This is a genomic window from Sphingomonas pseudosanguinis (assembly GCF_052056765.1).
Classification (GTDB): Bacteria; Pseudomonadota; Alphaproteobacteria; order Sphingomonadales; family Sphingomonadaceae; genus Sphingomonas; species Sphingomonas pseudosanguinis.
The window spans coordinates 3353753-3379429 of record NZ_CP189888.1 but is presented as its reverse complement, the minus strand read 5'-3'; the positions used below and the strand labels follow the sequence as shown (position 1 = coordinate 3379429).

Here is a 25677-nt window from a genome sequence, read left to right as displayed (position 1 = left end):
ATTGGGTGCGGCTAAAGCACAGGCTGGCGGACAAATCCACCCCGAAACGGTGTTAATGCAAATGCATTGCAAATGCGATTTATCCGGCGTCAGGCCGTTCGATGCGTGCGATCGACGGAATAGGAAGCAAAATCATCGCGGATGGGTTATGGCGACTCGATGAACTGGGCTTTCGGCATTCTTCTGTTTCTCGGCACCGTGATCTTCATGGAGGGGTTCGCCTATGCCGCGCACCGCTGGATCATGCACGGGCCGGGCTGGTTCCTGCACGAAAGCCATCACCGCCCGCGCACCGGCAATTGGGAACTGAACGACCTGTATGCGGCGATCTTCGCCGTTCCGTCCTTCGTGATGATCCTGGGCGGGGTACAGCTGGGCTGGTGGCCGGGCTTCACCTGGATCGGCGCGGGGATCGCGGCGTATGGCGCGATCTATTTCGGCTTTCACGATATCATCGTCCATAAAAGGCTGCCGACGCGCTATCTGCCCAAGTCCGATTATATGAAGCGGATCATCCAGGCGCACCGGCTGCATCATGTGGTCGAGACCAAGGAGGGGACGGTCAGCTTCGGCTTTCTGGTCGCCCCCAAGCCCGAGGATCTCAAGGCCGAGTTGAAGCGCCGCGCACGCGCCGGGGTTCGCCGCCCCGCGGGCGTCGCAGTCGAGGTTGATCGCGAACGGGCGTTGGCGGAAAAGTAACCTTCTTGTGGCTAAGGGGAGCGTTATGGAAAAACCGGTCTTCACACCGCCATTCGAGCCGGTCCCCGGCCAGGAGCTTCGCCGCTCGCTTCGCCATGCCGTCCGGATGCGCGCGCATCTGCGCGACAAGGGGCAGACCCGGTTCGAGATCGACGTGGTCGACCTGTCGCCCGAGGGCTTTCGCGCTGAAACCAGCTTCACGCTATGGCCGGGCACGATCGTCTGGCTGACCCTGCCGGGCCTCGCCCCGCTGGAGGCGGTGATCGCGTGGCGCGACCGGTTCAAATATGGCTGTGCGTTCTCGAAGCCGCTTCACCCGGCGGTGTTCGAGCATATCGTCGGCTTGGGGAATCGCTAATACCTCGTCATTGCGAGCGCAGCGAAGCAATCTAGAGAGCCAAGCTGGACGCTCTGGATTGCTTCGCTGCGCTCGCAATGACGATTCTCGTAAGACCCCGCCCGGCCGAGCGGGGTCTTTCCGTTTTAGTCGAACAGGCTCGACACGCTCGTCTCGTCCGCAATCCGCTTGATCGCCTCGCCCAGCAGCGGCGCGATGGGCAGGTGGCGGATTTTGCCGGTGCCGCTGATCGACTCGTGATTGCCGATCGAGTCGGTGATGACCAGTTCGCGCAGTTCCGAGCCATCGACTCGCGCTACCGCGCCGCCCGACAGCACACCGTGCGTGACATAGGCCACAACATCCTCGGCTCCCGCCTGGCGCAGCGCGGCGGCGGCGTTGCACAGCGTGCCTGCCGAGTCGACGATGTCGTCGATCAGGATGCAGAAGCGCCCCTCGACGTCGCCGATGATGTTCATCACTTCCGATTCGCCCGCGCGCTCGCGACGCTTGTCTACGATGGCGAGCGGCGCGTTGTTAAGCCGCTTGGCGAGCTGGCGCGCGCGGACCACGCCGCCCACGTCGGGCGACACGACCATGAGGTTGTCGTTCTTGAAGCGCGCCAGAATGTCCGCCGACATGACCGGCGCGGCATAGAGATTGTCGGTCGGGATATCGAAGAATCCCTGGATCTGACCGGCATGGAGATCGACCGACAGGACGCGGTCGGCGCCCGCGACGGTGATGAGGTTCGCCACCAGCTTGGCCGAGATCGGCGTGCGCGGGCCGGGCTTCCGGTCCTGGCGCGCATAGCCGAAATAGGGAATCACGGCCGTGATGCGGCTGGCCGACGCACGCTTCAGCGCGTCGATCATGATGAGGAGTTCCATGAGGTTGTCGTTGACCGGATAGCCGGTCGACTGGATCACGAACACGTCCTCGCCGCGCACATTCTCCTGGATCTCGACGAAGATTTCCTCATCGGCGAAGCGGCGCACCAGCGCCTCGGTCAGCGGCACCTCCAGATAGGAGGAGATCGCCTTCGCCAGCGGCAGGTTCGAATTGCCGGTCATCAATTTCATGGTCGTACCCCGTCCCCGCAGACAGCCCGTAGTCGCGGCCCCTTTAATCGCGCTGTCACAATAGCGCAAAGGTGATTCCCCGATTATGGGCGAGGCCATGACCGTGACCCGTTTCGCTCCCTCGCCCACCGGGCGGCTGCATGTCGGCAATATCCGCACCGCGCTGCACAACTGGATGTATGCGCAAAAGGCCGGCGGCCGCTTCCTGCTGCGCATCGACGACACCGATGCCGAGCGGAGCGAGGAACGCTATGTCGATGCGATCCGGGCGGATTTGGCGTGGCTGGGCCTGATCCCGGATAGCGAGGTGCGGCAGTCGCAGCGTTTCGCTTTGTACGAGGCGCGCTTTGCCGAGTTGGTCGCCAGCGGCCGAGTCTATCCCGCCTATGAGACGGCACAGGAACTCGATCTGAAGCGCAAGATTCAGCTCGGGCGCGGCCTGCCGCCGGTGTACGATCGCGCTGCCCTGTCGCTGAGCGAGGAAGATCGCGCCAAGCTGGAAGGCGAAGGCGTGCGTCCGCATTGGCGGTTTAAGCTGGATCATGGCGCGCCGATCGAATGGGACGACGCGGTGCGCGGGCCCCAGCGCTTCGATCCCGCGACGATGAGCGACCCCGTGATCCGCCGCGCCGACGGGACGTGGCTCTATATGCTGCCTTCGGTCATCGACGACATCGACATGGGCGTGACCCAGGTGGTGCGCGGTGAGGATCACGTCTCCAACACCGCGCTGCAGATTCAGATGTTCCAGGCGCTGGGGGCCGAACTGCCGCGCTTTGCCCATGCCGCGCTGCTGACCGGCAATGAGGGCAAGCTGTCCAAGCGACTCGGCTCGCTGGGCGTCGATCATTTCCGCGAGATCGGTATCGAGCCGCAGGCGGTGCGCGCCTTGTTGGCGCGGATCGGCACCAGCGATCCAGTCGAGCCGGTCGCCGACATGGCGCCGCTGATCGCCGGGTTCGACTTTTCGCGCTTCGGCCGTGCGCCCGCGCGCTTCGACGAGGCGGAGTTGGCGCAGCTCAATGCGCGCATCCTCCACCAGACGCCGTATGAAGCGGTCGCCGACCGCCTGCCGACCGGTATGGGGCCGGCGGAGTGGGAAGCGGTGCGGCCCAACCTCAACACCGTCGCGGAGGCCGCCGACTGGTGGCAGGTGATCGAGGGGCCGGTCGAGGCCCCCGAACCGGCCGGGGACGACCGCGCCTATCTAGCGCAGGCCGCCGAAGTCGCGGGGCAGATCGACTGGACGACCGATTCCTGGCACGCACTGACCGCCGCGCTCAAGGACGCGACCGGGCGCAAGGGCAAGACGCTGTTCCTGCCGCTGCGCCTCGCGCTGACCGGCCGCGCGCAGGGGCCGGACATGGCGGCGCTCTTGCCGCTGATCGGGCGCGCGCGGGCGATCGCGCGGCTGAACGGCTGATTTACGCGCCCACCTTCCATTCCCGCACCCGCTCGCCCACATAAGGGCCCAGCAACACGTAAAGGAGCGTCTTTTGGCCACGTTGGGAATGTCGCCCGCCGACAAGGAAGCCGTCACCGCCTTCCGCCGCGATGTCGTCGAGCCGTCGATGACCAAGCTGGTCATCCTCGATTTCTGGGCGGAATGGTGCGGGCCGTGCAAGGCGCTGGGCCCGACGCTGGAGAAGGTCGCGGAGGCCTATGCCGACAAGGGTGTGGTGCTGGCCAAGATCGACACCGACAAGAACCAGTTCATCGCCAACCAATTCCAGATCCGCTCGATTCCGACCGTCTATGCGATGTTCCAGGGCCAGCTGGTCGCCGACCTCACCAGCGCGCGCACCGAAAGCGCGCTGCGCACGATGCTCGATCAGCTGCTCAAGCAATTGCCGATTCAGTCGGAAGCGTCGGACGCGGCAGCGGAACTCGAACCGCTGATCGCGATGGGCGAGGAAGTGCTGGAGGCCGGTGACGCGACCCGCGCGCTGTCGATTTTCCAGCAGCTGCTCGACATGGCGCCGGAGCATCCCGCCGTGCTGTCGGGGCACATCCGCGCGCTGCTCGCCGCCGGCCGGATCGACGAAGCCGAAGCGGCGACTGAGGCGCTTCCGCAAGGCCTCGCCAACGATCCCGCCATCCACCGTGCGGTCGCTGCCGTGGCACTCGCCCGGTCGGCCCCACCGGCGGCGGACTATGCCGATCTGGCGGCCGAAGTCGCGGCCAGCCCCGACGACCATGAAAAGCGGTTTGCGCTGGCGAACGCGCAGATGGCGGCGGGCGACCGTGACGGCGCGGCGGACAACCTGCTCCACATCGTCGCGGCCGATCGCGGCTGGAACGAGGACGCCGCGCGCCAGCAGTTGCTTAAGCTGTTCGAGGTCGTCGGCATGACCGACCCCTGGGTGTCGCAGCAGCGGCGGCGGCTGTCCGCCATCCTGTTCGGATAAGCGCAGGTGGCGCGGCTCTCGATCTTTCCGCTGGCGGGCGCGATCCTCTTTCCGGGGATGCCCTTGCCGCTGCACATCTTCGAGCCGCGCTACCGGGCGCTCGTCTCCGACGCGATGGCGCGCGACCGGCGGATCGGCATGGTCCAGCCGGCGGGTGAGGGCGACAAGCCCGCGCTCTATCAGGTCGGTTGCGTCGGCCGCATCGCCGAGGTCGAGGCGATGGAGGATGGCCGCTACAATCTGGTGCTGGAGGGCGTGTCACTGTTTCGCATCCAGCGCGAGCTGGAAGTGACGACGCCGTTCCGTCAGGTCGAGGCGGACTTGCTGCCGATCGCCGACGAGGATTTCCTGTCGCTCGGCCGCCGCGCCTCGCTGGAGCAGGAATCGCGGCGCTTCGCCGAGCTTCAGGGCTATGCCGTCGACTGGGATTCGGTCGGGCGGCTGGACGATGAAAGCCTGGTCAACGGCATCGCCCAGATCGCCCCCTTCGACGTGGCGGCGAAACAGGCGCTGCTGGAGGCCCCCGACCTGGAACAGCGTGCCGAGCTGATCATCCAGTTGATGCAATTCTTCGGACGCCATGACGGCGAGGATCGGGTGACGCTGCAATGAGCCTGGACCCGTGGTTGCTCGAACGGCTGGTGTGCCCCGTCACACGCACGCCGCTGCGTTATGACGAGGCCGCACAGGAACTGGTGTCGGAGGCGGCGGGGCTGGCCTATCCGATCCGCGACGGCGTGCCGGTGATGCTGGTCGAGGAAGCGCGGGAGCTTTAAGCCCCCACGCCGTTCACACTATCCCCCACCCCCGTTCAGCCTGAGCGAAGTCGAAGGCCACGGAACTTGCTATCGGCCAACGCGGGACGTGCACTTCGACTTCGCTCAGTGCGAACGGAGGACGGGATTGGGGTTCGCGGACAGGGCGTGGCGTGGCCTTCGACTTCGCTCAGGCTGAACGGGGGGCGGATTTGATCAAATCAACCGCCCCACCAATGCCGCCAGCACGATGACCAGCGCCGCCACGCTGGAATAGAAACCCAGTGCAAAGCCGAACGCCCGTGCCACCGCGCCGCGTGCGTAATTTGCCCAAAACAACGTCCGCCCGATCGAGAACAGCGCGGCGAGCATCGGCACCATCGCGCCCGATCCCTCGACCACCCAGGCCAGCGCGATATAGGCCGGGACCGCCAGCACCACCTGCTCCAGCGTGTTGCGCAGCACCGCCTGCGCGATGGCGATGCGCGGCGAATCGCCGCCGCCCCCCGCCGCGGCATCGATGTCGGCGGGTGATTCGAAGCGGAGCGCGGCGACATGGCCGATCGCCGCCGCCAGCCATAGCGCCGCCACCGTCGCCGCCGCGACCGCGCGCAGGACCCGGTCGGTCGGCGACAGGACGGGCGCGAAGCTCCAGCTGACGATCAGGGTCAGGATGACGACGAACAGCGCCGCGCCCATGCCGCGCGCGACGCCGCGCTGACGCCGGTCGCGGATCGGCCCGCGCGTGGGGCGGGTGGGATGGCCGGGATAGTCAGGCCCAGGGATCATAGCTGCCAAAGCTCCAGATATGGCCTTCCGGATCGCGCACGGCATAGCCACGGCCGCCATAGGGCTTGTCCGCCGGCTCCGCGATGATCGTCGCGCCCACCGCGCGGGCCTGCGCCGCATGGGCATCGACATCGGCGACGACGAGATACAGCTCCATCGTCACCCCGTCCGCCTGGGCCGGCGTCCGGGACCCGGCGACGGCGGCATGCGGCGTGAACAGCGCGCTCGACACCATCACCATCCGGTCCTGCCAGACCAGCTGCGCGTGATGGACGATATTGGGATCGTCGGGGTCGGCGAAGACCGCCTGCCGTGCGAACCCGAAGGCGTCACACAGAAAATCGATGGCGTGCGGCGCATTCTCGTACCGGAGGCAGGGAATGATGTCGGGCCGCATCGCCATCTCGCTCATGAAGGTTCAGACCATCACGCCCTGTAACAACCGGGGCAATTGTCCGGTTTCACCGCGCGCTTCGGCCATGAAGCGGTTCTTGATCGGCGGGATATGGTTGATCGCGGTGATGCCCAGCCGCCGGACCGCGCTGGCGGTCTTGCCGGGTATGCCGAAGATGCGGTTGAAGCTGTCGGTCGCGACCGACACCATCAGCGTGTCGAGCCCGCGCCATTGCTGATAGCGCTGGAGCAGCGCCGCATCGCCCAGGTCCATGCCGGTGCGCTTGCCCTCGACCAGCACCTCGACGAGGGCGGCGACGTCGCGATAGCCCAGATTCACGCCCTGCCCCGCGATCGGGTGGATGCCGTGCGCCGAGTCGCCGACCAGCACCAGCCGTTCGCCGGTCATCGTCGCCGCGCGGTGGAAGCCCAGCGGATAGGCGGAGCGGGGGGACGCATGGGACAGCGTGCCCAGGAATCCGCCCATGCTCTTCTCCGCCTCGGCGAGGAAGGCGCGGTCGGACAGCTTCAGCATCCCGTCGCCATCGCGCCCCGGCACGGACCAGACGATCGCCGAGCGGTGCCCGATGTCATCGTCGGGCAGCGGCAGCAGCGCGAACGGGCCGCTGGGGTAGAAGATCTCGAACGCGATATTCTCGTGGGCTAACTCGTGGTGGAAGGCGCTGATGATCGCCTTGTGGTCGTAGGACCAGCGTGCGACCTTGATCCCCGCCGCCTCGCGTGTCGGCGACTGGCGTCCCTCGGCGGCGACGAGCAGCGGCGCGCGGACGGTGGTGCCGTCGCTTAAAGTCGCGGTGACGCCCGCCGGACCGCGCTCGACCGATACCGCGCGGGTCTGCATGCGCAGGTCGACTAGCTCGGCCTCGCTGGCGGTCGCATGGATCGCGCGGCGCAGCAGCTTGTTCTCGAACATGGTGCCGAGAGCGCCGTCATCGGCATCGGGGATGAAGTCGAGCGCGCCCGGCTCCAGCCCGTCGCTGACCCGGATGTGCCGGATCTCGCAACCCTGCCCCGCCAGCTTCGCGCCGATGCCGATCGCATCGAGCATCCGCCAGCTGGCCGAGGCGACCGCCGAGGCGCGCCCGTCGAAACCGGGGGCCAGGACCACCGCCGGATCGGCGGGATCGACGATGATCGAAGACAGGCCATGTGCGGCCAGGCCAACGCCCAGGGTCGCCCCGACCAGGCCGCCGCCGAGGATGATGACGTCGCTATCCATATCCATGCTCCTAGACCGTCAGGCGGTCGCAAACAATGCGGGGGCCGACAATCCGCCGTCCCTCGCGCCTTGACGTGGAAACCGTCAGAGGCGATGAATTTTCCCGGATTTTCGGACATTCCTGAAGGACAACAGCCATGGCCAGCCGCGCGCAGCCCGTTTTATGGCGCGAGACGGTGAAGGCGGGGGCGGTGCGCAGCGGGGCGCTGGTCACGGCGATCGCCTTGTTCGCCGTCACGCTGATGCTGGTGCTGGCGCTCGCCAGCTACCGCGCGAGCGACCCTGCGCTCAACACCGCCTCGGGCGCGGTGCCCGCCAACTGGCTGGGGCTGCCCGGTGCCTGGATTGCCGACATCGCGCTGACCCTGTTCGGGCCGGCGGTCGCGCTGATCCTGCCGGTCGGGCCGATCATCGCGACCCGGCTGTGGCGCGACCGTCCGGCGGGGCGCTGGGTGCGGATGCTGCGCCAAGCGGTGATCGGTGTCGCGCTGATGGCGTGCGCGCTGTCCTTCGTCTCCGACTCGGCGGTGCTGGCGTTGCCCGCCGGCTGGGGCGGGGTGGTCGGCCTGTCGGTCGCCGGACTGGTCGACTGGGCGCTGGCGTTCAGCGGACAGCCGGCGGTCGTCACCTGGGGCGCGGCGGTGGCGGGCCTCGCCTTTGGGCTGGGCGGGGCGTATCTATGGGGCCGCAGCCTGGAACTCGATCTGGCCGAGCGCGGGCTGGCGCGGCTGCGGCGGCGTCGGGCCACCTCGGGCGCGGACGCGGACGGCGTGCCGTGGGATGACGACGACAGCGCGCTGTACGACGATGACGGGGAAGAGGACGAGGAACCGCTGACCCTGGCGCGCAAGGCGGTGCCGGTGCGCGAGGATCGCCCCGCCCCCGTCATCGCCGACCGCCAGGTCGCCCCCGCCCCCGCCCGACCCAAGGCCGCCGCCGATCGCGACGCGCCCTATCAGTTGCCCAGCCTCGACCTGCTGACCCCCGCGCCGCCCTCTTCGGCGGGGACGGTCGACAAGGCGGCGCTGGAGCGCAATGCGCGCCTGCTCGAGAATGTCCTCGACGATTTCCGCGTCCAGGGCGCGATCGTCGAGGTGCGCCCCGGCCCGGTCGTCACCATGTACGAGCTGGAGCCCGCGCCCGGCATCAAGGCCAATCGCGTCATCGCGCTGGCCGACGATATCGCGCGCAACATGTCGGCGATCTCGGCGCGCGTCGCGGTGATTCCGGGGCGCAACGTCATCGGTATCGAACTGCCCAACGCCAAGCGCGAGATGGTGTCGCTGCACGAGCTGGTCGCGTCGCAGAGCTTCGCCGATCAGGCCGCCCAGCTGCCGATAATCCTGGGTAAGAATATCGCGGGCGACTCGGTGGTCGCCGATCTGGCCCCCATGCCGCATCTGCTGGTCGCGGGTACGACCGGCTCGGGCAAGTCGGTGGGTCTCAACGGCATGATCCTGTCGCTGCTTTACCGGCTGACGCCCGAGCAGTGCCGGATGATCATGATCGACCCCAAGATGCTCGAACTGTCGATGTATGACGACATTCCGCATCTGCTCTCGCCGGTCGTCACCGATCCGGCCAAGGCGGTCCGTGCGCTGAAATGGGCGGTCGAGACGATGGAGGACCGCTATCGCCAGATGTCCTCGGTCGGCGTGCGCAGCCTTGCCAGCTTCAACGACAAGGTGCGCGCGGCCAAGGCCAAGGGCCAGCCGCTCGGCCGCAAGGTCCAGACCGGCTATCACCCCGAGACCGGCCAGCCGGTCTATGAAGAAGAAAAGCTCGAATACGAACCGCTGCCGCAGATCGTCGTGATCGTCGACGAGCTGGCCGACCTGATGATGACGGCGGGCAAGGAAGTCGAATTCCTGATCCAGCGGCTGGCGCAAAAGGCGCGTGCGGCGGGTATCCACCTCATCATGGCGACGCAGCGCCCGAGCGTGGACGTCATCACCGGCGTCATCAAGGCGAACCTGCCGACCCGCATCTCCTTCCATGTGACGTCGAAGATCGACAGCCGCACCATCCTGGGCGAGCAGGGTGCCGAACAGCTGCTGGGGCGCGGCGACATGCTCTACATGCCCGGCGGCAAGGGGATCGTGCGCGTCCATGGCCCCTTCGTCTCGGATGACGAAGTGCACCGCGTCGCCGATCACTGGCGTGCGCAGGGCCAACCCGATTATATCTCTTCGGTCACCGAGGAACCGGCGGAGAGCTTCGCGCTCGATGGCGCACCCACGGGCGAGGATTCGGCCGAGGACCAGCAATATCGCGCGGCGATCCAGCTGGTGTGCGAGAGCCAGAAGGCCTCGACCTCCTGGCTCCAGCGGCAGTTGCGGATCGGGTATAACTCGGCGGCCCGGCTGATCGAGCGGATGGAGACCGACGGCATCGTCGGGCGCCCGGACCATGTCGGCCGGCGCGAGGTTCTGCGCGATACCGAGGGGCATCCGATCTAGGCCGGATCGACATTTGGACACTGCCGCCGTCATTCCTCCCCTGGAAGGGGAGGGGGACCATGCGGAGCATGGTGGAGGGGTGTCCCCCTCTCGATAGCGGGACACCCCTCCGTCAGGCCTTCGGCATGCCACCTCCCCTTCCAAGGGAGGAATAGGACGAATGTCGATTGGCCCTCGGCGTCGGTATGTGCACTTCGACTTCGCTCAGTGCGAACGGAGGCTGGGACATTGCCCCAAACTCCGTTCAGCCTGAGCGAAGTCGAAGGCCAAGGGATTACCCCACCGGCTTCAACGTCGCCGAATCGATATGCCAGCGCCGCTGCTCCGCGCTGGCGCCGTCCACGTCATTGACCCGCCGCACGACATATTGGCCGGTGAAGCGCTGCTGCCGGCCATTGTCGAGCTGGGCATCGACCGTCACCGGGATGGTCGCATAGACCGACCCCGCCGCGCCCTCGCTGGGGGCCATGCGGCCGATCGTCACGCGAGTCGCGCGGGTGTCGGCAAAGCCCTTCTGAAAGTCGGCGAAGCGCTGGCCCGGGCGGCCGTCCGGCCCCCATTGCTGCCACGCGGTCGCATAGTCATGCGCGTTGATCGCGGCATAATAGCGCCGGACCACGCCGGCGGCCGCCGCATCGCTCTTCGAATCGACCGAGCAGCCCGGCGTCGTCGCCGCATCCTCGCCGAGCAGCGCGCAACTGCGCGCGATCTCGTCCTCGATCAGCGCGCAGCTATTCGCGATGTTGCACGGCGGATGGGTGGCGGGGGAGACCGAGGTGCAGATTTTCACCAGCCGCTGCGCCGCCGCCTGTCCGCGCTCGGCGGAACAGGCGAGCACGCCCTTGGGCTCGGCCGGACGGCTGATCGGCTGGGCGGTCGTCTCGGGGTTGGGGGCCTCGGCGTTGGTCGGGCTGGCCGACGGCGTGGGGCCGGGCGTGCGCACCGTATAGGTTTCGTCCCGGCTCTCGCCGCCGTTCCCGCAGGCACCCAGCAGCGGCAGGAGCGCGCAGGCCGCGATCCAGGCCCTGGCGCGGTTGGAGGTGATCATCCGCAAATCTCCGGCAATGGCATGGGGTTCGAACGCCGGGCGACCGATCGGGCTCCCCGTCCGGGTGCAAGGCCGGACGGATCAGCGCGACAGGGCGATCAGTTGCGCCACGCTTTGCGTCCGGGTCTTGGCGAAGACGGCGGCGCGGTGGTCCTCGATCGTCTTGGGCGACAGGCCGAGCAGGCCGGCCACCGCCTTGTTGCCATGGCCCTGCACCAGCAAATCGAACACCTGGCGCTCGCGCGGGGACAGGTCCGCCAGCCGCGCCGCCGCCGCGCGCCGCTCGCGCGACCACGCGATGCCTTCGCGCAGGGAGGCGCCGAGCCGTGCCTCGTCGATCGGCTTTTCCAGATAGTCGAGGCCGCCATGCCGCCGCACCGCATCGACCGCATGCGCGGTGGTCGGCCAGGCGGTGATGAACAGGATCGCGACATGCGGGTCCAGCGCACGCAGCCGATCGGCAAAGCCGAACCCGTCCAGATCGCCCATCATCACGTCGCTGACCACCGCATGCGCCGGCATCGCGGGATAGCGGTCGAGAAGATCGACCGGATCACCAAAGGCGCGGGTGACGAAATCCTGCCGCGCCAGCATCCGCGCGATCGCCGCGCCCAGATCGGGATCGTCATCGACGACATGGACGACGGCACCGGCAAGGTCGGGGCCAAGATCGGGGAGGGGGTGCGTCATCGCGGCTCGACCAGCGGCAGCGACAGCGTGGCCAGGACCATGCCATCGGCCAGACGGGTGCGCGACAGGGTGCCGCCATGCGCCTCGACGATGGCGCGGGCGATGAAGGTGCCGACGCCCATGCCGCCATCCTTCGGCGCATGGGACGCGGCGGCGCGGTTCGTCACCGACAGGATGGCGCGGTCCAGCGCGACACCGGCCGAGAGCGTGACGGGCGGCGCGGGCGACAGGTCTCGCGCCGCCTGCACCGCGTTGCGCACCAGGTTCATCACCGCCTGCGCCAGCTCCACCTCCTGCGCCAGGACGAAGGCGTCGGGTGTGGCGGGGGCGATCTCCAGCGCCACTCCGGCATCGCGCGCCTCGGCACGGGCGAGCGGGGCGACCATGTCGATCAGCGCGGCGATGGCGACCGGCTGCGGACGGTCGGCCGCATGGCCGCCGAAGCGGCGTAGGCGGCGGATCATCGTCGCCAGATGATCGGCCTTGCGATCGATCAGCGCCGCGCTCTCCGCGATCTCACCGCCCAGATCACCCCCAAGGTCGGCGGTCAGGTGGCGCAGGTGGCGCGCTTCGATCGCCAGGGTGGAGAGCGGCTGGCTCGCCTCGTGGATCACCGCCACCGACATGGCGCGCAGGGTCTTCAGCCGCTCGGCCTGGAACAGCAGCCGGTCACGCCGCTCCAGCGTGGCGCGCGCGCTGGCCTGCGCATCGGCGAAGCTGCCCGCGAGGTAACCGGCGACCACGATCGTCGCCAGCGCCAGATGATATTGCAGTCGCTCCGGCGTCGCCATCGCGCCGGCGGTGTCGGGCAGGACGATCAGCACGATGATCAGCAGCGCCCCCCAGGCGGCCGCGCGGCCGAAGCGCAGGCCGATCCACGCGACCGCGACCAGCACGGGGGCGGGTTGCACCCCCAGCCCCCCGGCGGTCAGGAGGCGCGAGAGACCCAGCCCCAGTGCCAGCACGCCCAGCGCCTCGGCCAGCACCGCCAGCGACGGCGCGGGGCGTCTTTGCCGCCCGCGTCCTTGTGCCAGATCGGCCAGCCAGAGCAGCGGCGGCGCGACGAACAGCGTGCCGAGCAGATCGCCGACGACAAAGGCGGAGAGCGAGACGATGACCTCGCGCATATTGGTCACGCCGGTCAGTTCGGGATTGTAGAGCGCCTGCGGCACCGCCAGCGCGGCCCCCGCCAGCGGGGCCAGGGTCGCGGCCAATCCGAACGGCATCGGCGCGCTCAGCAAGGTGCCGCGCCGCCGCCCGGCCAGCCAGCGGATGCCCGCGACGGTCAGGCCATAGGCGAACACCGGGCGGATAATGCCCCAGATCGTCATCACGCCCCCCGCCCGGTCGAGCGAGACGAAGCCTAGGACGACATTGTCCAGCACCTCGACCACCGCGATCCATGGCGTCAGCCGCGCGCCCATCCGCCACATCAGCGCCAGGCGGAGGCCGGCGGCAGGAAACCAGAGCGAATAGAAGCCCGATCCGCTCCACAGATGCGATACGCGGTGCGCGGCGGCGAAGGCCAGCGCGTAGAGCGCCAGCGCCCACCAGTCCCGCCGATCGAGCCGCACCATTGCCCGTCGCGCGGTCCCGGCATCATCGCCCATGTCGGCGACCGCGAAACGGAACGGGCGGGGCAGCGCGGTCATGACATGCTGTCTGGATCAGGCGCGGCCCGCGCGGCATCCGGGAAAATCCCGGATTGCTCAACTAGATGGAGGGTGCGACCGGCTGGGGCGTGGGGGCGGGTGCCGCCTGGTCGCCGGAGCCTTGCGAAGGGGCTGCGTCGGGCGCGGTGTCGGGAGTGCCGACGACCGGACTGGTCACGATGGGCGCCGGCGCCGTGACCGGGGCGACCAGTGCGGCATTCTCGATCAGGTCGAGCGCATGGCGGGCGAGCACATAGCGCCGTGCCGCCCGCTGCCATGTCTGCGCCGCCGATCCGCCGGCCCCGGGCAGCCGCATGACCTCGGCCCGGGCGGCATCGACCTGACCGCTGTCGAGCAGCCGCTGCGCGCGTTCCAGCCGGCTATTGGGATTGGACGAGGGCGCGGACGCCTCGCGAATGACGATCAGCCGGCCGAGTTCCTGGCGCAGTCCTTCCCACCAGCCGTCATTGCCGTTCACGACCAGTTCGGGGCTGAGCGTGTCCAGCCCCTGGCGCAGCGTCTCCAGCGTGACCGGCTGGCGCGCGGCCATGACCAGCACGGTGACCGCGCGCGGCTCGCTGGCGCCGAAGCGGATGCGCAGCTGTTCCTCGAGATAGCCGAGCGGCTGGCCGCGATCGATCGCACGGCGGGTGGCGGCGGCGACCAGAATCGCTTCGGCACGACCGGCCTGCACCCCGGCGGCGGCGGAATCGGTGGCGATGGCGGCGGCGCGCGCCTCCAGCGTGGCGAGCTGCGCGGCCAAGGCGGCCTCACGGGTGGCCAGCGTCATCGGATCGGTGCCGGCGCGGGCGGCATCGCTGCCGGGCGTATTGGCCGTGGTGCCGGTGCCGGGCTTGGCGGTGACCGCGCGGGGGGTGCTGGCGGTGGTGCCGCCGAACCAGGACAGGTTGCGCATCGCATAGGCCATCAGGATCAGCCCTGTAGCAAAGGCCAGCAGGATCAGCGCGATGGTCGCGCCCGTTCGGGGGCCGCGCGATCGCGGTCGGTCGAGTGGCGCGAAGTCGTTCATGCGCCGCTTATCCCCGTGGCGGCTGTCCGGGTCAACGCCCGCGCGGCGGCGATCATCGCATCGTCGCGCGGCGCCTCGGCGAGCGCCACCGCGCGCCACCCCGGTCCGGCGGCGGCGGCCGTCTTGGCGCTGATCGCGACCAGCGCGATGGCGGCCCGCTCCACATCATGGTCCTCGACCAGTTGGGCGAGCCGCGCCGCCGCACGGGCCGAATGCAGCAGGACGATGGTGCCGGCCAGATCGCGTACGGTGTCGGGCGGGATGACGATCGGCTCGGCGGCATAGACGATGCGTATCATCGCGTCCGTCACCACCCGGTCGCGCCCCGCCAGATGGAGCAGCCGCGCGAAACCGGCCGCCCGCGCCGCCGCGACCACCGTCGCGGCATCGGTGTCGCCCGTCAGTACCACCGACAGGCCGGCGGCGCGCGCGGCGGCGGCGGTGGCGGGGCCGACCGCGATCACCGGTCGCGCGGCGAGGCCGGCCAGCGCGGGGCCGGCGAGCCGGACGCCCTGTGCACTGGTGAAGAGCAGCGCATCGACTTCGCCCGGATCGGGCGGCGTCCAGTCCACCGCCTGGGCAACGAAAAGGGGCAGCGACCGCGCCGTCAGCCCCGCATCATGCAATGCGGCGATCGTCGCGGCATTGCCCGGCTCGGGCCGGATGACGACGATCGTCACGGGGCGGCTCAACGCCCTGCGAACAGCCGCCGGACCTCGGGCGGCGCGCGGTCGAGCAGATCGGTTGCCAGCCTCGGCCCCAATTCCTCGTCCAGCGCGCCCTCGACCCAGCCGCCGACCCGCGCCGAGCCATCCTCGGCCAGCAATTCGGCGCGCAGCGTCAGCATCTCGCCCGACAGTGAGGCGAGCGCCGCGACCGGGCTGTGGCAATCCGCCTGGAGCGCCGCGAGCAGCGACCGCTCCGCCATGACGCAGGCATGGGTCTCGGCATGGTCGATCGACGCGATCAACATGGTCGCGGCCGCATCGTCGGCGCGCGTCTCGATCCCCACCGCGCCTTGCGCGGGGGCGGGCAGCATCTGGTCGGTCGGCACCGCATGGCCGACCTCACGCCCCAGTCGATCGAGCCCGGCGGCGGCGAGCAGGGTGGCGTCGATTTCCCCGTTCGTTACGGCGGCCAGGCGCCGGTCGACATTGCCGCGCAGCAGCGTGATGGTCAGGTCGGGCCGGTGCGACAGCATCTGCGCGCGGCGGCGCGGGCTGCTGGTGCCGATCACCGCGCCGGGGCGCAGTTCGGCGATCGTCTCCGCGCCGATCAGCCGGTCGCGGACATCGGCGCGCGGCAGCATCGCGGCGATGTGCAGCCAGTCGGGCCGGATCGTCTCGACATCCTTCATCGAGTGGACCGAGGCGTCGATCTCGCCGTCGTACAGCGCGCGGTCCAGTTCCTTGGTCCACAGCGCCTTACCGCCGATCTCGGCCAGTGCGCGGTCCTGCACGCGGTCGCCGGTGGTCTTGATCGGCACGATCTGGACCGCGTCCTCGCTCCACCCCTGCGCGCTCGCCAGCGCCGCGCGCACCATATGCGCCTGGGTGAGGGCCAGCGGCGAGCCGCGCGTACCGAGCCGGAAACGAACCATATGTCCGCCTTTGCCGTAAACCGACCCCCTTCGACAAGTTGTCAGCGGGCGGGTATGGAAGAGCCATGCTGATCCTGGGACTGGAATCCTCGTGCGACGAGACCGCCGCCGCGCTTGTCACCGATGACGGCCGCGTGCTGGCGCACCGGCTGCTGGGGCAGGAGGCGGCGCATGCCCCGTTTGGCGGCGTCGTCCCCGAAATCGCGGCGCGCGCGCATGTCGAGGCGATGGAGCCGCTGGTCGCCGCCGCCTTCGTCGATGCGGGCGTGACCCTGGCCGATGTCGACGCGATCGCCGCGACCGCCGGGCCGGGGTTGATCGGCGGGGTGATGGTCGGCCTCGTCACCGGCAAGGCGCTGGCCCATGCGGCGGGCAAGCCGCTGATCGCGGTCAACCATCTGGAGGGCCATGCTTTGTCGCCGCGCCTGTCGGATCGCGAGCTGGCCTATCCATACCTATTGCTGCTCGTCTCGGGCGGGCATTGCCAGCTGCTGCTGGTCGAGGGGGTCGGGCGCTATCGCCGGATGGCGACGACGATCGACGACGCGGCGGGCGAGGCGTTCGACAAGACCGCCAAGCTACTCGGCCTCGGCTATCCCGGCGGCCCGCGTGTCGAGGCGGCGGCGCGGGAGGGGAATCCCCATGCGGTGCCGCTGCCCCGGCCGTTGAAGGGTTCGGCCGAGCCGCACTTCTCCTTTGCCGGTCTGAAGAGCGCGGTCGCGCGCGCCATCGGCCATCATTCGCCCGAGGACATCGCCGCGTCGTTCCAGCAGGCGGTCGTCGACTGCCTGCTCGACCGGACGCGGCGTGCGCTGGCCAATGTCCCGCCCGTCACCGCGCTGGTCGTCGCGGGCGGGGTCGCGGCGAACGGCGTGATCCGGGGCGCGCTGGAGGGGCTCGCGGCCGAGCATGGCCTGCGCTTCGTCGCGCCGCCGCTCTGGCTGTGCACCGACAATGCCGCGATGATCGCCTGGGCGGGCGTCGAGCGGTTCCGGGAAGGGCTGACCGATCCGCTCGACACGCCAGCCCGCGCGCGCTGGCCGCTCGATCCGGCGGCGGAAGCCGTACGCGGCGCGGGGGTGAAGGCATGAAGATCGGGGTGATCGGTGCGGGCGCCTGGGGCACCGCACTGGCGCAGGTGGCGGCGCATGGGGCTCGGCCGGTGCGGATATGGGCGCGCGATCCGGCGGTGGCGGAGGCGATTAACACCACCCACACCAACCCACTCTATCTGCCGAATATCGCGCTCTCGCCGAGCATCGAGGCGGTGAGCGATCCGGCGGCGATGGCCGAGATGGACGCGCTGCTGGTCGTGACGCCCGCGCAAGCCGTGGGCGCGGTGCTGGCGACGATGCCGGTCGGGTCCAAGCCGCTGGTCCTGTGCTCCAAGGGGATCGAGGCGGGCACGCGGCGGCTGGTCGGCGAGGTGGCGCGGGCGATCCATCCGGGCGCGCCGATCGCGGTCCTGTCCGGCCCGACCTTCGCGCATGAGGTGGCGGCGGGGCTGCCGACGGCGGTGACTTTGGCCTGCGAGGACTCGGATCTGCGCAAGGCGCTGTCCGCGCGGATCGCCGCGCCGCATTTCCGGCCCTATGCCACCGACGATGTGACCGGTGCGGAGATCGGCGGCGCGATCAAGAACGTCCTCGCCATCGGTTGCGGCGTGGTCGAGGGGGCGGGGCTGGGCCAGAATGCCCGCGCCGCGCTGATCGCGCGCGGCTTTGCGGAGATGACGCGGTTCGGGCTGGCACGCGGTGGTCGGGCGGAGACGCTGGCGGGCCTGTCCGGCCTGGGCGATCTGGTGCTGACCTGTTCGTCGACCGCCTCGCGCAATTTCTCGCTCGGCGTCGGCTTGGGGCAGGGGCGGTCGGCGGCGGACTTGCTGGCCGATCGGCGGACGGTGGCGGAGGGGGCGTTCACCGCCCCCGTGCTGCGCCAGGCGGCGGCGGAGGCCGGGGTCGATATGCCGGTATGCGAGGCGGTGTGCCGGTTGCTGGACGGGGCGGCGGTCGGTGAGGTTATCGGAGCACTGCTGGCAAGGCCGCTCAAGGCCGAGGGGGCGTAACCCCACCTCCGTTCAGCCTGAGCGAAGTCGAAGGCCAAGGGAATCGGGTAACCAAGCATCCCTCTTGGCGAAGGTTGAAGCGTGGCCTTCGAGTTCGCTTAGGCGGAACGGGGTTCGGGATTTGGTCTGAACGGAACGTGGGGATGTATTACCGCAACACCTGCCGCGCCAACGCCCCACAGGCCGCGTTCTGCGCCTTCGGTCCGGTATCCCCGGTGATCGCGCGGCCGATCGACTTGAAGATATTGCCGACCGAGCGGACTTCGCGGGGGATGACTAGGTCGGGCTTTTGCAGCGTTCCCGTCACCGTCGCCGCCCCGGCGAGCTGCAACGTCGCGCCCTGCTTCGCCACGCCGGTCAGCCGCAGCGCCAGCCGTTCCTCAGGGAAGGTCACCGTCCCGATCCCCTCCAGCCGGCTGCGCGAGGTGTCGACGATCAACGGATCGGCGCGCCCCGTGCCGCCCTTCATGTCCACCCCCAGGATCATGCAGCGTAAGCTCGCGCGGCCGCTATTGCCCATGAACGCCGCCCCCGCATCGAAGCCCAGCGCCACCGCATAGCGATCGGGCAGGGTGCCGTTGGCGACGACGAGCCCGATCCGACCGTTCGAGCGGCCGATCGCGTCGCGTACCGTCTCGCCGCTGCCGGTCAGCCGGGCACGGGCGGCGACCTGTCCGGTGATCTCGGTCTGGCCCGACAGCGACAGCACATTGGCCCCCGACAGCCGCAGGTTCAGCGCCAGTTGCGGCACGCGGCGGCCGCCGCGCTGGTCGATCACTGCCTGACCGCGCACCATGCCCTGGCGCAAGGACATGCGGATGTCGTCGATGGTCAGACGCTGGTGGTCCATCGTCATCCGACCGGCGAGTCCGGTGATGGGGGAGGGGCCTTGCGCGCTGACCACCTGGCCGACCTTGAACCGGATCGTGCCGTCGGTCGTGTCGATCTTGCCGATGTCGATCCGGGTATTGGGCACCAGGCGCGGCCCGATCCGCCGTTCCAGCGCGGCGGCCTCCGCGCGCCCTTGTGCCGAGGACAGATCGTCGAAGTCGAGCTGCCCCGCCGTCACCTCACCGTCCAGGTGCGTCCGGCCCTCCTTCTTGTCGACCGTGAGCCGCCCGGCCAGGTCCGAACGGCCGATCCGCCCCTTCAGATTGGTGATCGTCCAGCGCGGATTGTCGTGCCGGACATGCGCGGACAGCTGGACCGGCCGTGTCTGGAACAGCCCGGCCTCGATCACCGCGTCGATCCGCTTCAGGTCGTCGGCGCGCGCGGTCAGGTCGAGCGTCATCGCATCGGTGTCGAGCGGCCGGTCCATCGTGCCTTGCGCGTTCATGGTCAGCCGATCGCCGGTGATCACGGCCTTGAAGGGCCATGGCCCCGGCCGCACCGGCGCGCCGGTGAAGCGCAGGGCGACGGGGGCGCCGCGAATCCTGCCCTGCCCCGCGGCGCTCAGGCCGTGATCGGGGTCGGCGGCGATGCGGACGACGGCCTCGCGATCCTCCTTGGCGTCGCGGTAGCTGACCACGCCATCGGTGACGACCAGCCCTTGCAGATCGCTGGAACTGCCGCCGCCCTGCGGCTCGCCGGGGCGCGACCAGTTGGTGCGGCCCTGCTTGTCGCGGACCAGCGCCAGCCGCAGACCGGAGACGCGAATGTCCTCGGGCACGAAATCGCCCCTGAGCAGCGGCCAGACCGAGAAGCGGATCTCGGCCCGCGCGAGTCGCGCGAAATCGCCCTGTCCCGCCCAGGTGGCCTGCGGGATTTGCAGATCCTCGACCGCGATTACCGGATGAAAGCCGATGCCGTCGACCCGGTGCACCGATCCGATCGTCACCGGCCGGCCGAACCGCGCCGTCGCCTCGCGCGCGACCGCCCCGCGCAGGATGCCCCAGGGAAAGACCGCCAGCACCAATAGCAGGATCAGGGGCAGGGCGATCAGCACCCCGATCGCGATTCGCCCCCAATGCCGCCGCCTGCCCCGACGCTCTGCCACCTGTTCCATGTTAAGCGGGACGCGCGGGCCCCAATGTTCGTTCCGCCTGCGTCAGGACCGGAGGGCGTGATTGTTGCCCCGACCGGCCTCGCGCCCTAGATAGGGGCCAATTGCCATCGGGAGCGTCCTCCGTTGATCCTCATCCTTCAGATTTTGCAGATTCTCCTCAACGTCGTCTGGTGGATCATCATCGTGCAGGCGATCCTGTCCTGGCTGATCGCGTTCAACGTGATCAACACCTCGAACGATTTCATCCGCTCGGTCTGGTATGCGCTGCAGAAGATGACCGATCCGCTCTATCGCCCGATCCGGCGCATCCTGCCCGATTTCGGCGCGCTTGACCTGTCGCCGATGGTCGTGCTGCTGGCGGTGATCATTTTGGGCAAGATCCTGGACACCGCGATCGCCAATCAGATGTACGGGGGCGCGGTCGTCGTCGGCTGATGCCTGCCTGGACCTCGCGCGATGATGGCATCCATATCGCGGTCCGGGTGACGCCGCGCGGCGGTCGCGATGCGCTGACCGCCGGGACCGAGGAGCATTTCGCCGCGCGGCTTTCCGCCCCGCCGGTCGATGGCGCGGCCAATGCGGCGCTGATCCCGCTGGTCGCCAAGCATTTCGGGGTGCCCAAGCGCGCGGTGACGATCATCGCGGGCGAAACGGCGCGACTGAAGCGGCTGCATGTCGCGGGCGACCCGCATACACTGGCGCGGTTGGCCCAGGCGCTTTATGGCGATCAGCCATGACCCCAAATACCCCAATGACTGGCGCCACGATCATCGACGGCAAGGCGTTCGCCGCCGGCCTCCGCACCCGCATCGCCACCCAGGTGGCAAGTTTCCGCGAACAGACCGGCCGCGCGCCGGGTCTGGCGGTCGTGCTGGTCGGCGAAGACCCGGCCTCCAGCGTCTATGTCCGCTCCAAGGGCAAGGCGACGCGCGAAGCGGGCATGGAGAGCATCGAGCATCGCCTGCCCGCCGATACCGATCAGGCGACGCTGCTGACGCTCGTCGAACATCTCAACCAGGACCCGACCGTCGACGGCATCCTCGTCCAGCTGCCGCTGCCGGGCCAGATCGACGCGCAGGCGGTGATCCAGGCGATCGACCCCGACAAGGATGTCGACGGCTTCCACCCGGTCAATGCCGGGCGGCTGGCGACGGGCAGCGAGGGCTTCGTGCCCTGCACTCCGCTCGGTTGCCTGATGCTGCTCAAGAGCATCCACCCCAGCCTGTCGGGCATGGACGCGGTGGTCGTCGGCCGCTCCAACATCGTCGGCAAGCCGATGGCGCAGCTTTTGCTCGGCGAAAGCTGTACCGTGACCGTGGCGCACAGCCGCACCCGCAATCTGGCCGAAGTGGTGGGTCGCGCCGATATCGTCGTGGCGGCGGTGGGCGTGCCCGGCCTGGTCAAGGGCGAGTGGATCAAGCCCGGCGCCAGCGTCATCGATGTCGGCATCAACCGCACCGAAACCGGCCTGGTCGGCGATGTCGACTATGATACGGCGGCGACCCGCGCGGGCGCGATCACCCCGGTGCCGGGCGGCGTCGGCCCGATGACGATCGCGGTCCTGCTGCGCAACACCCTGGTCTCGGCGGGACGGCGCGAGGGCGTCGCGATCGACCAGACGGCACTGTAAGGCCGTGCTCGAACTCTTCATCTCGTCGTTCATCACCTTCTTCGTGGTGATCGACCCGCCGGGCTGCGCGCCGATCTATGCGGGGCTCTCGGCGGGGGCGACGCCGCAGCATCGCCGCGCCATGGCCATCCGCGCGGTGACGGTCGCGGCGATCATCCTGTTCGTCTTTGCACTGTTCGGCGAGGCGCTGCTCCACGGCCTGGGCATCGAGATGGCGGCGTTCCGCATCGCGGGCGGCATCATGCTGTTCCTGATCGCGCTGGAGATGGTGTTCGAAAAGCGCACCCAGCGGCGCGAGGACCGCGCGGCCAAGGTCGCCGACGATCCGCACGAGGCGGAGGACGTGTCGATCTTCCCGATGGCGATGCCGATGATCGCCGGGCCAGGGTCGATCGCGACCGTCATGCTGCTGATGAGCCGCAATTCGGGACTGGAAGGCTCGCTGGTCGTGCTGGGCGCGATGGTGTCGATCCTGCTGCTGACGCTGATAGCGTTGCTGGCGGCGGGGCCGATGATGCGCCTGCTGGGCGCCAAGATCGAGGCCGTGATCACCCGCGTGCTGGGCGTGCTGCTCGCCGCGCTGGCGGTGCAGTTCGTGATCGACGGGGTCACGGCCAGCCTCAAGTAATTGCTATTCCTCCCCTGTGAGGGGAGGTGGCGCGCGCAGCGCGTCGGAGGGGTGTCACCCTCTCGATAGCGGGACACCCCTTCGTCAGGCCTGACGGCCTGCCACCTCCCCTCACAGGGGAGGAATTTCTTAGCTGATCCGGTACAGTCTCAGCGGCGAGCCCTTGGGCAGCGGCAGGGGGGTCAGCCAGTCCGGCACCCAGCCATGCGCCATCCGGTCGTAAAAGCCCCCCGGCGCGCGCGCGCGGTAATTGGTCGACTCGGCCATGTCGGGGCAGATCAGCAACAGCGTCGCGCCGTGCCGCTTCATGATCGCACGCGCCTGCACCTCATTGCCCTGAAAGGCGTGCTGGACGTCCAGGATCGCATCGCCATTGCGGTGATAGGGGCCGGCGATCGCATTGTGATGCGTCGTCACGATCAGGCGCGGGCCCAGATCGACGAAGGTGAAGACCGTCGCCTTGGGATAGGCGTTGACCCGCGTCAGCACCGAGGTGCGCACGCACTGCCCGGTCGCGCGGTTGACGCGCTGGGCATAGGCATTGGCCTGCGCGGCGGGCAGCTTCTTCAGGATCAGCCCGGCGACGATCCCCGTCGGCAGCAGGACGGCGGCGACCATCACCGGCACGCGCAGCAGCGGCGAGCGCAGCCGGTTGATCCAGGGCAGCGCCATCCAGAGGAGCGCCGCGATACCCGGCACCGCCAGCATCTGTCCCGCCGGGGCCGCGCGCACCTGCCACAACAGCATGGCACAGGCGAAGCCGGTGAACAGTGCGATCGCGGTCCAGCCCATCGTCCGATAGCGAATGGCGGCGGCGATCGCGCCGATCATCCCGACGACCGGCATGATCGCCATCGGCAGCGCGACGCGCAAGGGGTGCTTGTAGATCGGCTTGGCCTCGCGGACGTTATTCAGCCAGTTGCGCTGGAGCTCGGGACTGACCTGCTCGGGCCGGGTCAGGCATTGCGGAAACAGGCTGGCGAAGCCGCCCGCGATGATCCCGCCGGCGACCACCGCCAGCCCCAGCCGCGCAGCTCGCGACGCCGGATTGATCCGCGCCATCACGAACAGCAGCGCACCCGCGACCACCGTCACCGACAGCCAGACCGGGGTCAGCGCGTCGCAGCGCATGGCGTAATTGGCGTTGGAGGCGAAGGCGGCGAACCCCGCGGCGCTCCCCCCGCCTAATGTCAGGGCATAGACGGCCAGGCGCGGCGCCTCCGCCCGGTCCCACACCCAGCGCAGCGTCAGGATCGCGCCGGCCATCGCGGCATAGGGCAGCATCTCTAGCCCGATCGCCAGCGACACCGCGCTGGCCAGCCCCACCAGCGCGCCGCCGCGCCGGGCATGGGGATCGCACAGCCCCGCGACGGTGACCGCCAGCATGGCGAGCTGCCACCCGTGATGGTCGATGCGCATCGGCATATACATCAACATGGTCGCGTTGGCGCACAGCAGCAGGCCCAGCCCCACCGGCCAGGCGAAGGGCGAGACCAGCCGGCGCAGCGTCGCCGACAGCGCCAGCATGACCACCGACAGCGGCAAGAGCGGCGCCAGGCCGCAGGCGATCCGCTCGGCCCAGGCGGGGGTGGTGAACAGGCGGAAGAACAGGATCAGGCCCGCGATCGGCAGGTCGACGATACGGCTCCAATGGATGTCGAAGCCGCCCGGCGGATTGAGGCGATACTGGCGCAGGTCATACCATCCCTGCCCGTCCAGCCAGGCGCGCACCTGCATCAGGCGGATATTGTCGTCGGTGTCGCCCAGCGACCACCAGCGGATCTGGCCCCAGCGGTCATAAAGGTACCAGCCGGTCACCGCGAGCCAGACGATCATCACCCATTGCCGCCAGTTGCGGTCGATCTCGTCCTGCAGACGTTCCAAAGACGCTTCCCTCATACCCGCCCGCGGCTTAAGGCGCAGGACTCAGGGCCCGCTCTATCGCGGGTGGCGCAAAGGGCAAGGTCGGGGGCAAGGTAGCGGCGTGGCGACTCTTCAGCATCGGATCGCGCGGTGGCGGGACAGCGGGATGCTGGGCCAGATCATCCGTTTCGGGATCGCGGGCGGATTGTCGACGGTGGTCTATTCGGCGGTCTATCTGCCGCTGACCACCTGGGTGCTACCGAAGACACAAGCCGTGCTGGCGGTGCCCCCGGCCTTTCTGGTGGCGGTGATCTTCGGCTTCTTCGTGCACAGCGCCTGGAGCTTTCGCGGCCACGGCACCCGCGATTCCAGCGGCAGGCAGCATCTGAAATTCCTGGTGGTGCAAGGCTTTGGACTTGTGCTGAATGCGCTTTTCACGTGGATTGCCACCGGGCTTCTGCATCAACAACCCTGGGTCGCGCTGATCCCGGTGGTCACGATCACGCCGATCGCGACCTTCGCGCTCAACCGCCAATGGGTCTTCGGATAAGTTCATGGACCGTATCGTTTACGACCGCATGGCCGCGCATGATTCCACCCATTGGTGGTATCGCGCCCGCCGCGACATCCTGGCCGATTACCTGACCCGCTATGGCAAGTTGCCTGGCCAGGCGCGTATCCTGGAGATCGGTTGCGGCACTGGGCACAACCTGCCGATGCTGGCGGGCTTCGGCACGGTCGACGCGATCGAGATCGACCCGGCTGCACGCGAAATCGCGTCCGCCCGGCTGGGCAAGCCGGTCCAGGCCGCGCCGCTCCCCGAACTGCCGGGGATCGAGCGCGGGGCGTACGACCTGATCGCGGTGCTCGACGTGGTCGAGCATATCGAGGACGACGTCGCCGCGCTCGCCGCGATGAAGTCGTGCCTGAAGCCCGGCGGCAAGATCCTGATCGCCGTCCCTGCGCATCAGTGGATGTGGTCGGCGCATGACGTGGTGAATCACCACCATCGCCGCTACTCCAAGGGGACGTTGGTCGCGGCGATCGAGAAGGCGGGGCTGAAACCCCGCAAGCTGACCTATTTCAACTCGCTGCTCTTCCCGCTCGCCGCCGCCGCGCGCATTGCCGGGCGGCTTTCGGGGCGCGACGACAGCGACGACTCGCCGCCCCCGGCGCCGCTGAACAAGGCGTTCGAGGCGATCTTCCGGCTGGAGCGGCATCTGGTCGGCCGCGCGCCGATGACGCCGGGGGTTTCGATCGTGACCTTGGCGGAGCCGGTTTGAGGTAGGCGTTGGGGCGTGGCC

General features: G+C 69.1%; 27 protein-coding genes. 15 read left to right on the top strand and 12 right to left on the bottom strand.

Annotated features, from left to right (window positions below; all coding sequences use genetic code 11):
- Positions 1–159: 159 nt before the first annotated feature.
- Positions 160–699: a sterol desaturase family protein gene (locus tag ACQHGV_RS15485; RefSeq protein WP_082052471.1), complete on the top strand. Its 540-nt coding sequence runs from the start codon at positions 160–162 to the stop codon at positions 697–699.
- Positions 700–724: 25 nt separating this feature from the next.
- The gene (locus ACQHGV_RS15480) at positions 725–1057 is read left to right on the top strand and encodes a PilZ domain-containing protein (RefSeq protein ID WP_175311813.1); all 333 of its coding nucleotides are present in this window, start codon (positions 725–727) and stop codon (positions 1055–1057) included.
- A gap of 125 nt (positions 1058–1182) precedes the next feature.
- Here ACQHGV_RS15480 and ACQHGV_RS15475 read toward each other — a convergent pair whose 3' ends face one another.
- Positions 1183–2118 carry a ribose-phosphate pyrophosphokinase gene (locus ACQHGV_RS15475; protein WP_058744857.1) on the bottom strand — a complete coding sequence of 312 codons (936 nt, stop codon included), beginning with the start codon at positions 2116–2118 and terminating at the stop codon, positions 1183–1185.
- Positions 2119–2215: 97 nt separating this feature from the next.
- Here ACQHGV_RS15475 and gltX point away from each other — a divergent pair, with 97 nt between their 5' ends.
- From gltX to ACQHGV_RS15455, 4 genes are all read left to right on the top strand, one after another.
- Positions 2216–3541 carry a glutamate--tRNA ligase gene (gene gltX, locus ACQHGV_RS15470; RefSeq protein ID WP_440978844.1) on the top strand — a complete coding sequence of 442 codons (1326 nt, stop codon included), beginning with the start codon at positions 2216–2218 and terminating at the stop codon, positions 3539–3541.
- An 88-nt stretch (positions 3542–3629) separates the two neighbouring features.
- Positions 3630–4526, top strand: coding sequence for a tetratricopeptide repeat protein (locus ACQHGV_RS15465; protein WP_440980224.1), 897 nt, complete (start codon positions 3630–3632; stop codon positions 4524–4526).
- A gap of 6 nt (positions 4527–4532) precedes the next feature.
- Positions 4533–5138: an LON peptidase substrate-binding domain-containing protein gene (locus ACQHGV_RS15460; RefSeq protein ID WP_440978843.1), complete on the top strand. Its 606-nt coding sequence runs from the start codon at positions 4533–4535 to the stop codon at positions 5136–5138.
- Positions 5135–5302, top strand: coding sequence for a Trm112 family protein (locus ACQHGV_RS15455; protein WP_007405277.1), 168 nt, complete (start codon positions 5135–5137; stop codon positions 5300–5302). The genes ACQHGV_RS15460 and ACQHGV_RS15455 overlap by 4 nt, the downstream gene beginning before the upstream one ends.
- Before the next feature lie 195 nt (positions 5303–5497).
- Here the strand turns inward: ACQHGV_RS15455 and ACQHGV_RS15450 are convergent, their stop codons facing one another.
- The 3 genes from ACQHGV_RS15450 to ACQHGV_RS15440 are packed head-to-tail and all read right to left on the bottom strand — an operon-like array spanning position 5498 to position 7703.
- Positions 5498–6070 carry an MAPEG family protein gene (locus tag ACQHGV_RS15450; protein ID WP_440978842.1) on the bottom strand — a complete coding sequence of 191 codons (573 nt, stop codon included), beginning with the start codon at positions 6068–6070 and terminating at the stop codon, positions 5498–5500.
- Positions 6054–6473, bottom strand: a complete 420-nt coding sequence (locus ACQHGV_RS15445; protein WP_440980223.1) for a VOC family protein — start codon at positions 6471–6473, stop codon at positions 6054–6056. Before ACQHGV_RS15445 ends, ACQHGV_RS15450 begins: the two co-directional genes overlap by 17 nt.
- A gap of 15 nt (positions 6474–6488) precedes the next feature.
- The gene (locus ACQHGV_RS15440) at positions 6489–7703 is read right to left on the bottom strand and encodes a UbiH/UbiF/VisC/COQ6 family ubiquinone biosynthesis hydroxylase (protein ID WP_183951630.1); all 1215 of its coding nucleotides are present in this window, start codon (positions 7701–7703) and stop codon (positions 6489–6491) included.
- A 137-nt stretch (positions 7704–7840) separates the two neighbouring features.
- On the opposite strand from ACQHGV_RS15440, the gene ACQHGV_RS15435 reads away from it, so the two are divergent.
- Positions 7841–10162, top strand: a complete 2322-nt coding sequence (locus tag ACQHGV_RS15435) for a DNA translocase FtsK (protein ID WP_440978841.1) — start codon at positions 7841–7843, stop codon at positions 10160–10162.
- A gap of 274 nt (positions 10163–10436) precedes the next feature.
- Here the strand turns inward: ACQHGV_RS15435 and ACQHGV_RS15430 are convergent, their stop codons facing one another.
- From ACQHGV_RS15430 to hemC, 6 genes are all read right to left on the bottom strand, one after another.
- On the bottom strand, positions 10437–11210 hold the full coding sequence (locus ACQHGV_RS15430; RefSeq protein ID WP_440978840.1) for a hypothetical protein: 774 nt from the start codon (positions 11208–11210) through the stop codon (positions 10437–10439).
- Positions 11211–11291: 81 nt separating this feature from the next.
- Complete coding sequence (locus ACQHGV_RS15425; protein ID WP_440978839.1) at positions 11292–11900, bottom strand: response regulator transcription factor; 609 nt, start codon at positions 11898–11900, stop codon at positions 11292–11294.
- Positions 11897–13552 (bottom strand): sensor histidine kinase, encoded by a 1656-nt coding sequence (locus tag ACQHGV_RS15420; RefSeq protein ID WP_440978838.1) that lies wholly within the window; start codon positions 13550–13552, stop codon positions 11897–11899. Before ACQHGV_RS15420 ends, ACQHGV_RS15425 begins: the two co-directional genes overlap by 4 nt.
- 61 nt (positions 13553–13613) lie before the next feature.
- Complete coding sequence (locus tag ACQHGV_RS15415; RefSeq protein ID WP_440978837.1) at positions 13614–14582, bottom strand: hypothetical protein; 969 nt, start codon at positions 14580–14582, stop codon at positions 13614–13616.
- Complete coding sequence (locus tag ACQHGV_RS15410; protein WP_440978836.1) at positions 14579–15274, bottom strand: uroporphyrinogen-III synthase; 696 nt, start codon at positions 15272–15274, stop codon at positions 14579–14581. The genes ACQHGV_RS15415 and ACQHGV_RS15410 overlap by 4 nt, the downstream gene beginning before the upstream one ends.
- Positions 15271–16182, bottom strand: a complete 912-nt coding sequence (hemC, locus tag ACQHGV_RS15405; protein WP_440978835.1) for a hydroxymethylbilane synthase — start codon at positions 16180–16182, stop codon at positions 15271–15273. Before hemC ends, ACQHGV_RS15410 begins: the two co-directional genes overlap by 4 nt.
- A gap of 65 nt (positions 16183–16247) precedes the next feature.
- On the opposite strand from hemC, the gene tsaD reads away from it, so the two are divergent.
- Positions 16248–17273, top strand: a complete 1026-nt coding sequence (tsaD, locus tag ACQHGV_RS15400; protein WP_440978834.1) for a tRNA (adenosine(37)-N6)-threonylcarbamoyltransferase complex transferase subunit TsaD — start codon at positions 16248–16250, stop codon at positions 17271–17273.
- Entirely contained in the window at positions 17270–18247 is a 978-nt protein-coding gene (locus ACQHGV_RS15395; RefSeq protein WP_440978833.1) for an NAD(P)H-dependent glycerol-3-phosphate dehydrogenase, read from the top strand. Before tsaD ends, ACQHGV_RS15395 begins: the two co-directional genes overlap by 4 nt.
- A 148-nt stretch (positions 18248–18395) precedes the next feature.
- Here the strand turns inward: ACQHGV_RS15395 and ACQHGV_RS15390 are convergent, their stop codons facing one another.
- Positions 18396–20252, bottom strand: coding sequence for an AsmA family protein (locus tag ACQHGV_RS15390; protein WP_440978832.1), 1857 nt, complete (start codon positions 20250–20252; stop codon positions 18396–18398).
- A 123-nt stretch (positions 20253–20375) separates the two neighbouring features.
- On the opposite strand from ACQHGV_RS15390, the gene ACQHGV_RS15385 reads away from it, so the two are divergent.
- The 4 genes from ACQHGV_RS15385 to ACQHGV_RS15370 are packed head-to-tail and all read left to right on the top strand — an operon-like array spanning position 20376 to position 22510.
- Positions 20376–20687 (top strand): YggT family protein, encoded by a 312-nt coding sequence (locus ACQHGV_RS15385; RefSeq protein ID WP_183952578.1) that lies wholly within the window; start codon positions 20376–20378, stop codon positions 20685–20687.
- Positions 20687–20989 carry a DUF167 domain-containing protein gene (locus tag ACQHGV_RS15380; RefSeq protein ID WP_440978831.1) on the top strand — a complete coding sequence of 101 codons (303 nt, stop codon included), beginning with the start codon at positions 20687–20689 and terminating at the stop codon, positions 20987–20989. Before ACQHGV_RS15385 ends, ACQHGV_RS15380 begins: the two co-directional genes overlap by 1 nt.
- A gap of 14 nt (positions 20990–21003) precedes the next feature.
- A complete protein-coding gene (gene folD, locus ACQHGV_RS15375) occupies positions 21004–21882 on the top strand; it encodes a bifunctional methylenetetrahydrofolate dehydrogenase/methenyltetrahydrofolate cyclohydrolase FolD (protein ID WP_440978830.1) in 879 nt (292 codons plus the stop codon).
- A 4-nt stretch (positions 21883–21886) separates the two neighbouring features.
- Entirely contained in the window at positions 21887–22510 is a 624-nt protein-coding gene (locus tag ACQHGV_RS15370; protein ID WP_440978829.1) for a MarC family protein, read from the top strand.
- A gap of 129 nt (positions 22511–22639) precedes the next feature.
- Here ACQHGV_RS15370 and ACQHGV_RS15365 read toward each other — a convergent pair whose 3' ends face one another.
- Positions 22640–24409: an AcrB/AcrD/AcrF family protein gene (locus ACQHGV_RS15365; protein ID WP_440978828.1), complete on the bottom strand. Its 1770-nt coding sequence runs from the start codon at positions 24407–24409 to the stop codon at positions 22640–22642.
- Positions 24410–24539: 130 nt separating this feature from the next.
- On the opposite strand from ACQHGV_RS15365, the gene ACQHGV_RS15360 reads away from it, so the two are divergent.
- Together ACQHGV_RS15360 and ACQHGV_RS15355 are read left to right on the top strand one after the other, a co-directional pair.
- Positions 24540–24923: a GtrA family protein gene (locus tag ACQHGV_RS15360; protein ID WP_440978827.1), complete on the top strand. Its 384-nt coding sequence runs from the start codon at positions 24540–24542 to the stop codon at positions 24921–24923.
- A gap of 4 nt (positions 24924–24927) precedes the next feature.
- On the top strand, positions 24928–25656 hold the full coding sequence (locus ACQHGV_RS15355) for a class I SAM-dependent methyltransferase (protein WP_183952583.1): 729 nt from the start codon (positions 24928–24930) through the stop codon (positions 25654–25656).
- Positions 25657–25677 lie beyond the last annotated feature (21 nt).

Bases quoted from the DNA above. Each gene is read 5' to 3' on its own strand.
- ACQHGV_RS15485 (WP_082052471.1), top strand. From the start codon at position 160: ATGAACTGGGCTTTCGGCATTCTTCTGTTTCTCGGCACCGTGATCTTC.
- ACQHGV_RS15480 (WP_175311813.1), top strand. From the start codon at position 725: ATGGAAAAACCGGTCTTCACACCGCCATTCGAGCCGGTCCCCGGCCAG.
- ACQHGV_RS15475 (WP_058744857.1), bottom strand. From the start codon at position 2,118: ATGAAATTGATGACCGGCAATTCGAACCTGCCGCTGGCGAAGGCGATC.
- gltX (WP_440978844.1), top strand. From the start codon at position 2,216: ATGACCGTGACCCGTTTCGCTCCCTCGCCCACCGGGCGGCTGCATGTC.
- ACQHGV_RS15465 (WP_440980224.1), top strand. From the start codon at position 3,630: ATGTCGCCCGCCGACAAGGAAGCCGTCACCGCCTTCCGCCGCGATGTC.
- ACQHGV_RS15455 (WP_007405277.1), top strand. From the start codon at position 5,135: ATGAGCCTGGACCCGTGGTTGCTCGAACGGCTGGTGTGCCCCGTCACA.
- ACQHGV_RS15450 (WP_440978842.1), bottom strand. From the start codon at position 6,070: ATGATCCCTGGGCCTGACTATCCCGGCCATCCCACCCGCCCCACGCGC.
- ACQHGV_RS15445 (WP_440980223.1), bottom strand. From the start codon at position 6,473: ATGGCGATGCGGCCCGACATCATTCCCTGCCTCCGGTACGAGAATGCG.
- ACQHGV_RS15440 (WP_183951630.1), bottom strand. From the start codon at position 7,703: ATGGATAGCGACGTCATCATCCTCGGCGGCGGCCTGGTCGGGGCGACC.
- ACQHGV_RS15435 (WP_440978841.1), top strand. From the start codon at position 7,841: ATGGCCAGCCGCGCGCAGCCCGTTTTATGGCGCGAGACGGTGAAGGCG.
- ACQHGV_RS15430 (WP_440978840.1), bottom strand. From the start codon at position 11,210: ATGATCACCTCCAACCGCGCCAGGGCCTGGATCGCGGCCTGCGCGCTC.
- ACQHGV_RS15425 (WP_440978839.1), bottom strand. From the start codon at position 11,900: ATGACGCACCCCCTCCCCGATCTTGGCCCCGACCTTGCCGGTGCCGTC.
- ACQHGV_RS15420 (WP_440978838.1), bottom strand. From the start codon at position 13,552: ATGACCGCGCTGCCCCGCCCGTTCCGTTTCGCGGTCGCCGACATGGGC.
- ACQHGV_RS15415 (WP_440978837.1), bottom strand. From the start codon at position 14,582: ATGAACGACTTCGCGCCACTCGACCGACCGCGATCGCGCGGCCCCCGA.
- hemC (WP_440978835.1), bottom strand. From the start codon at position 16,182: ATGGTTCGTTTCCGGCTCGGTACGCGCGGCTCGCCGCTGGCCCTCACC.
- tsaD (WP_440978834.1), top strand. From the start codon at position 16,248: ATGCTGATCCTGGGACTGGAATCCTCGTGCGACGAGACCGCCGCCGCG.
- ACQHGV_RS15395 (WP_440978833.1), top strand. From the start codon at position 17,270: ATGAAGATCGGGGTGATCGGTGCGGGCGCCTGGGGCACCGCACTGGCG.
- ACQHGV_RS15390 (WP_440978832.1), bottom strand. From the start codon at position 20,252: ATGGAACAGGTGGCAGAGCGTCGGGGCAGGCGGCGGCATTGGGGGCGA.
- ACQHGV_RS15380 (WP_440978831.1), top strand. From the start codon at position 20,687: ATGCCTGCCTGGACCTCGCGCGATGATGGCATCCATATCGCGGTCCGG.
- folD (WP_440978830.1), top strand. From the start codon at position 21,004: ATGACTGGCGCCACGATCATCGACGGCAAGGCGTTCGCCGCCGGCCTC.
- ACQHGV_RS15365 (WP_440978828.1), bottom strand. From the start codon at position 24,409: ATGAGGGAAGCGTCTTTGGAACGTCTGCAGGACGAGATCGACCGCAAC.
- ACQHGV_RS15360 (WP_440978827.1), top strand. From the start codon at position 24,540: ATGCTGGGCCAGATCATCCGTTTCGGGATCGCGGGCGGATTGTCGACG.
- ACQHGV_RS15355 (WP_183952583.1), top strand. From the start codon at position 24,928: ATGGACCGTATCGTTTACGACCGCATGGCCGCGCATGATTCCACCCAT.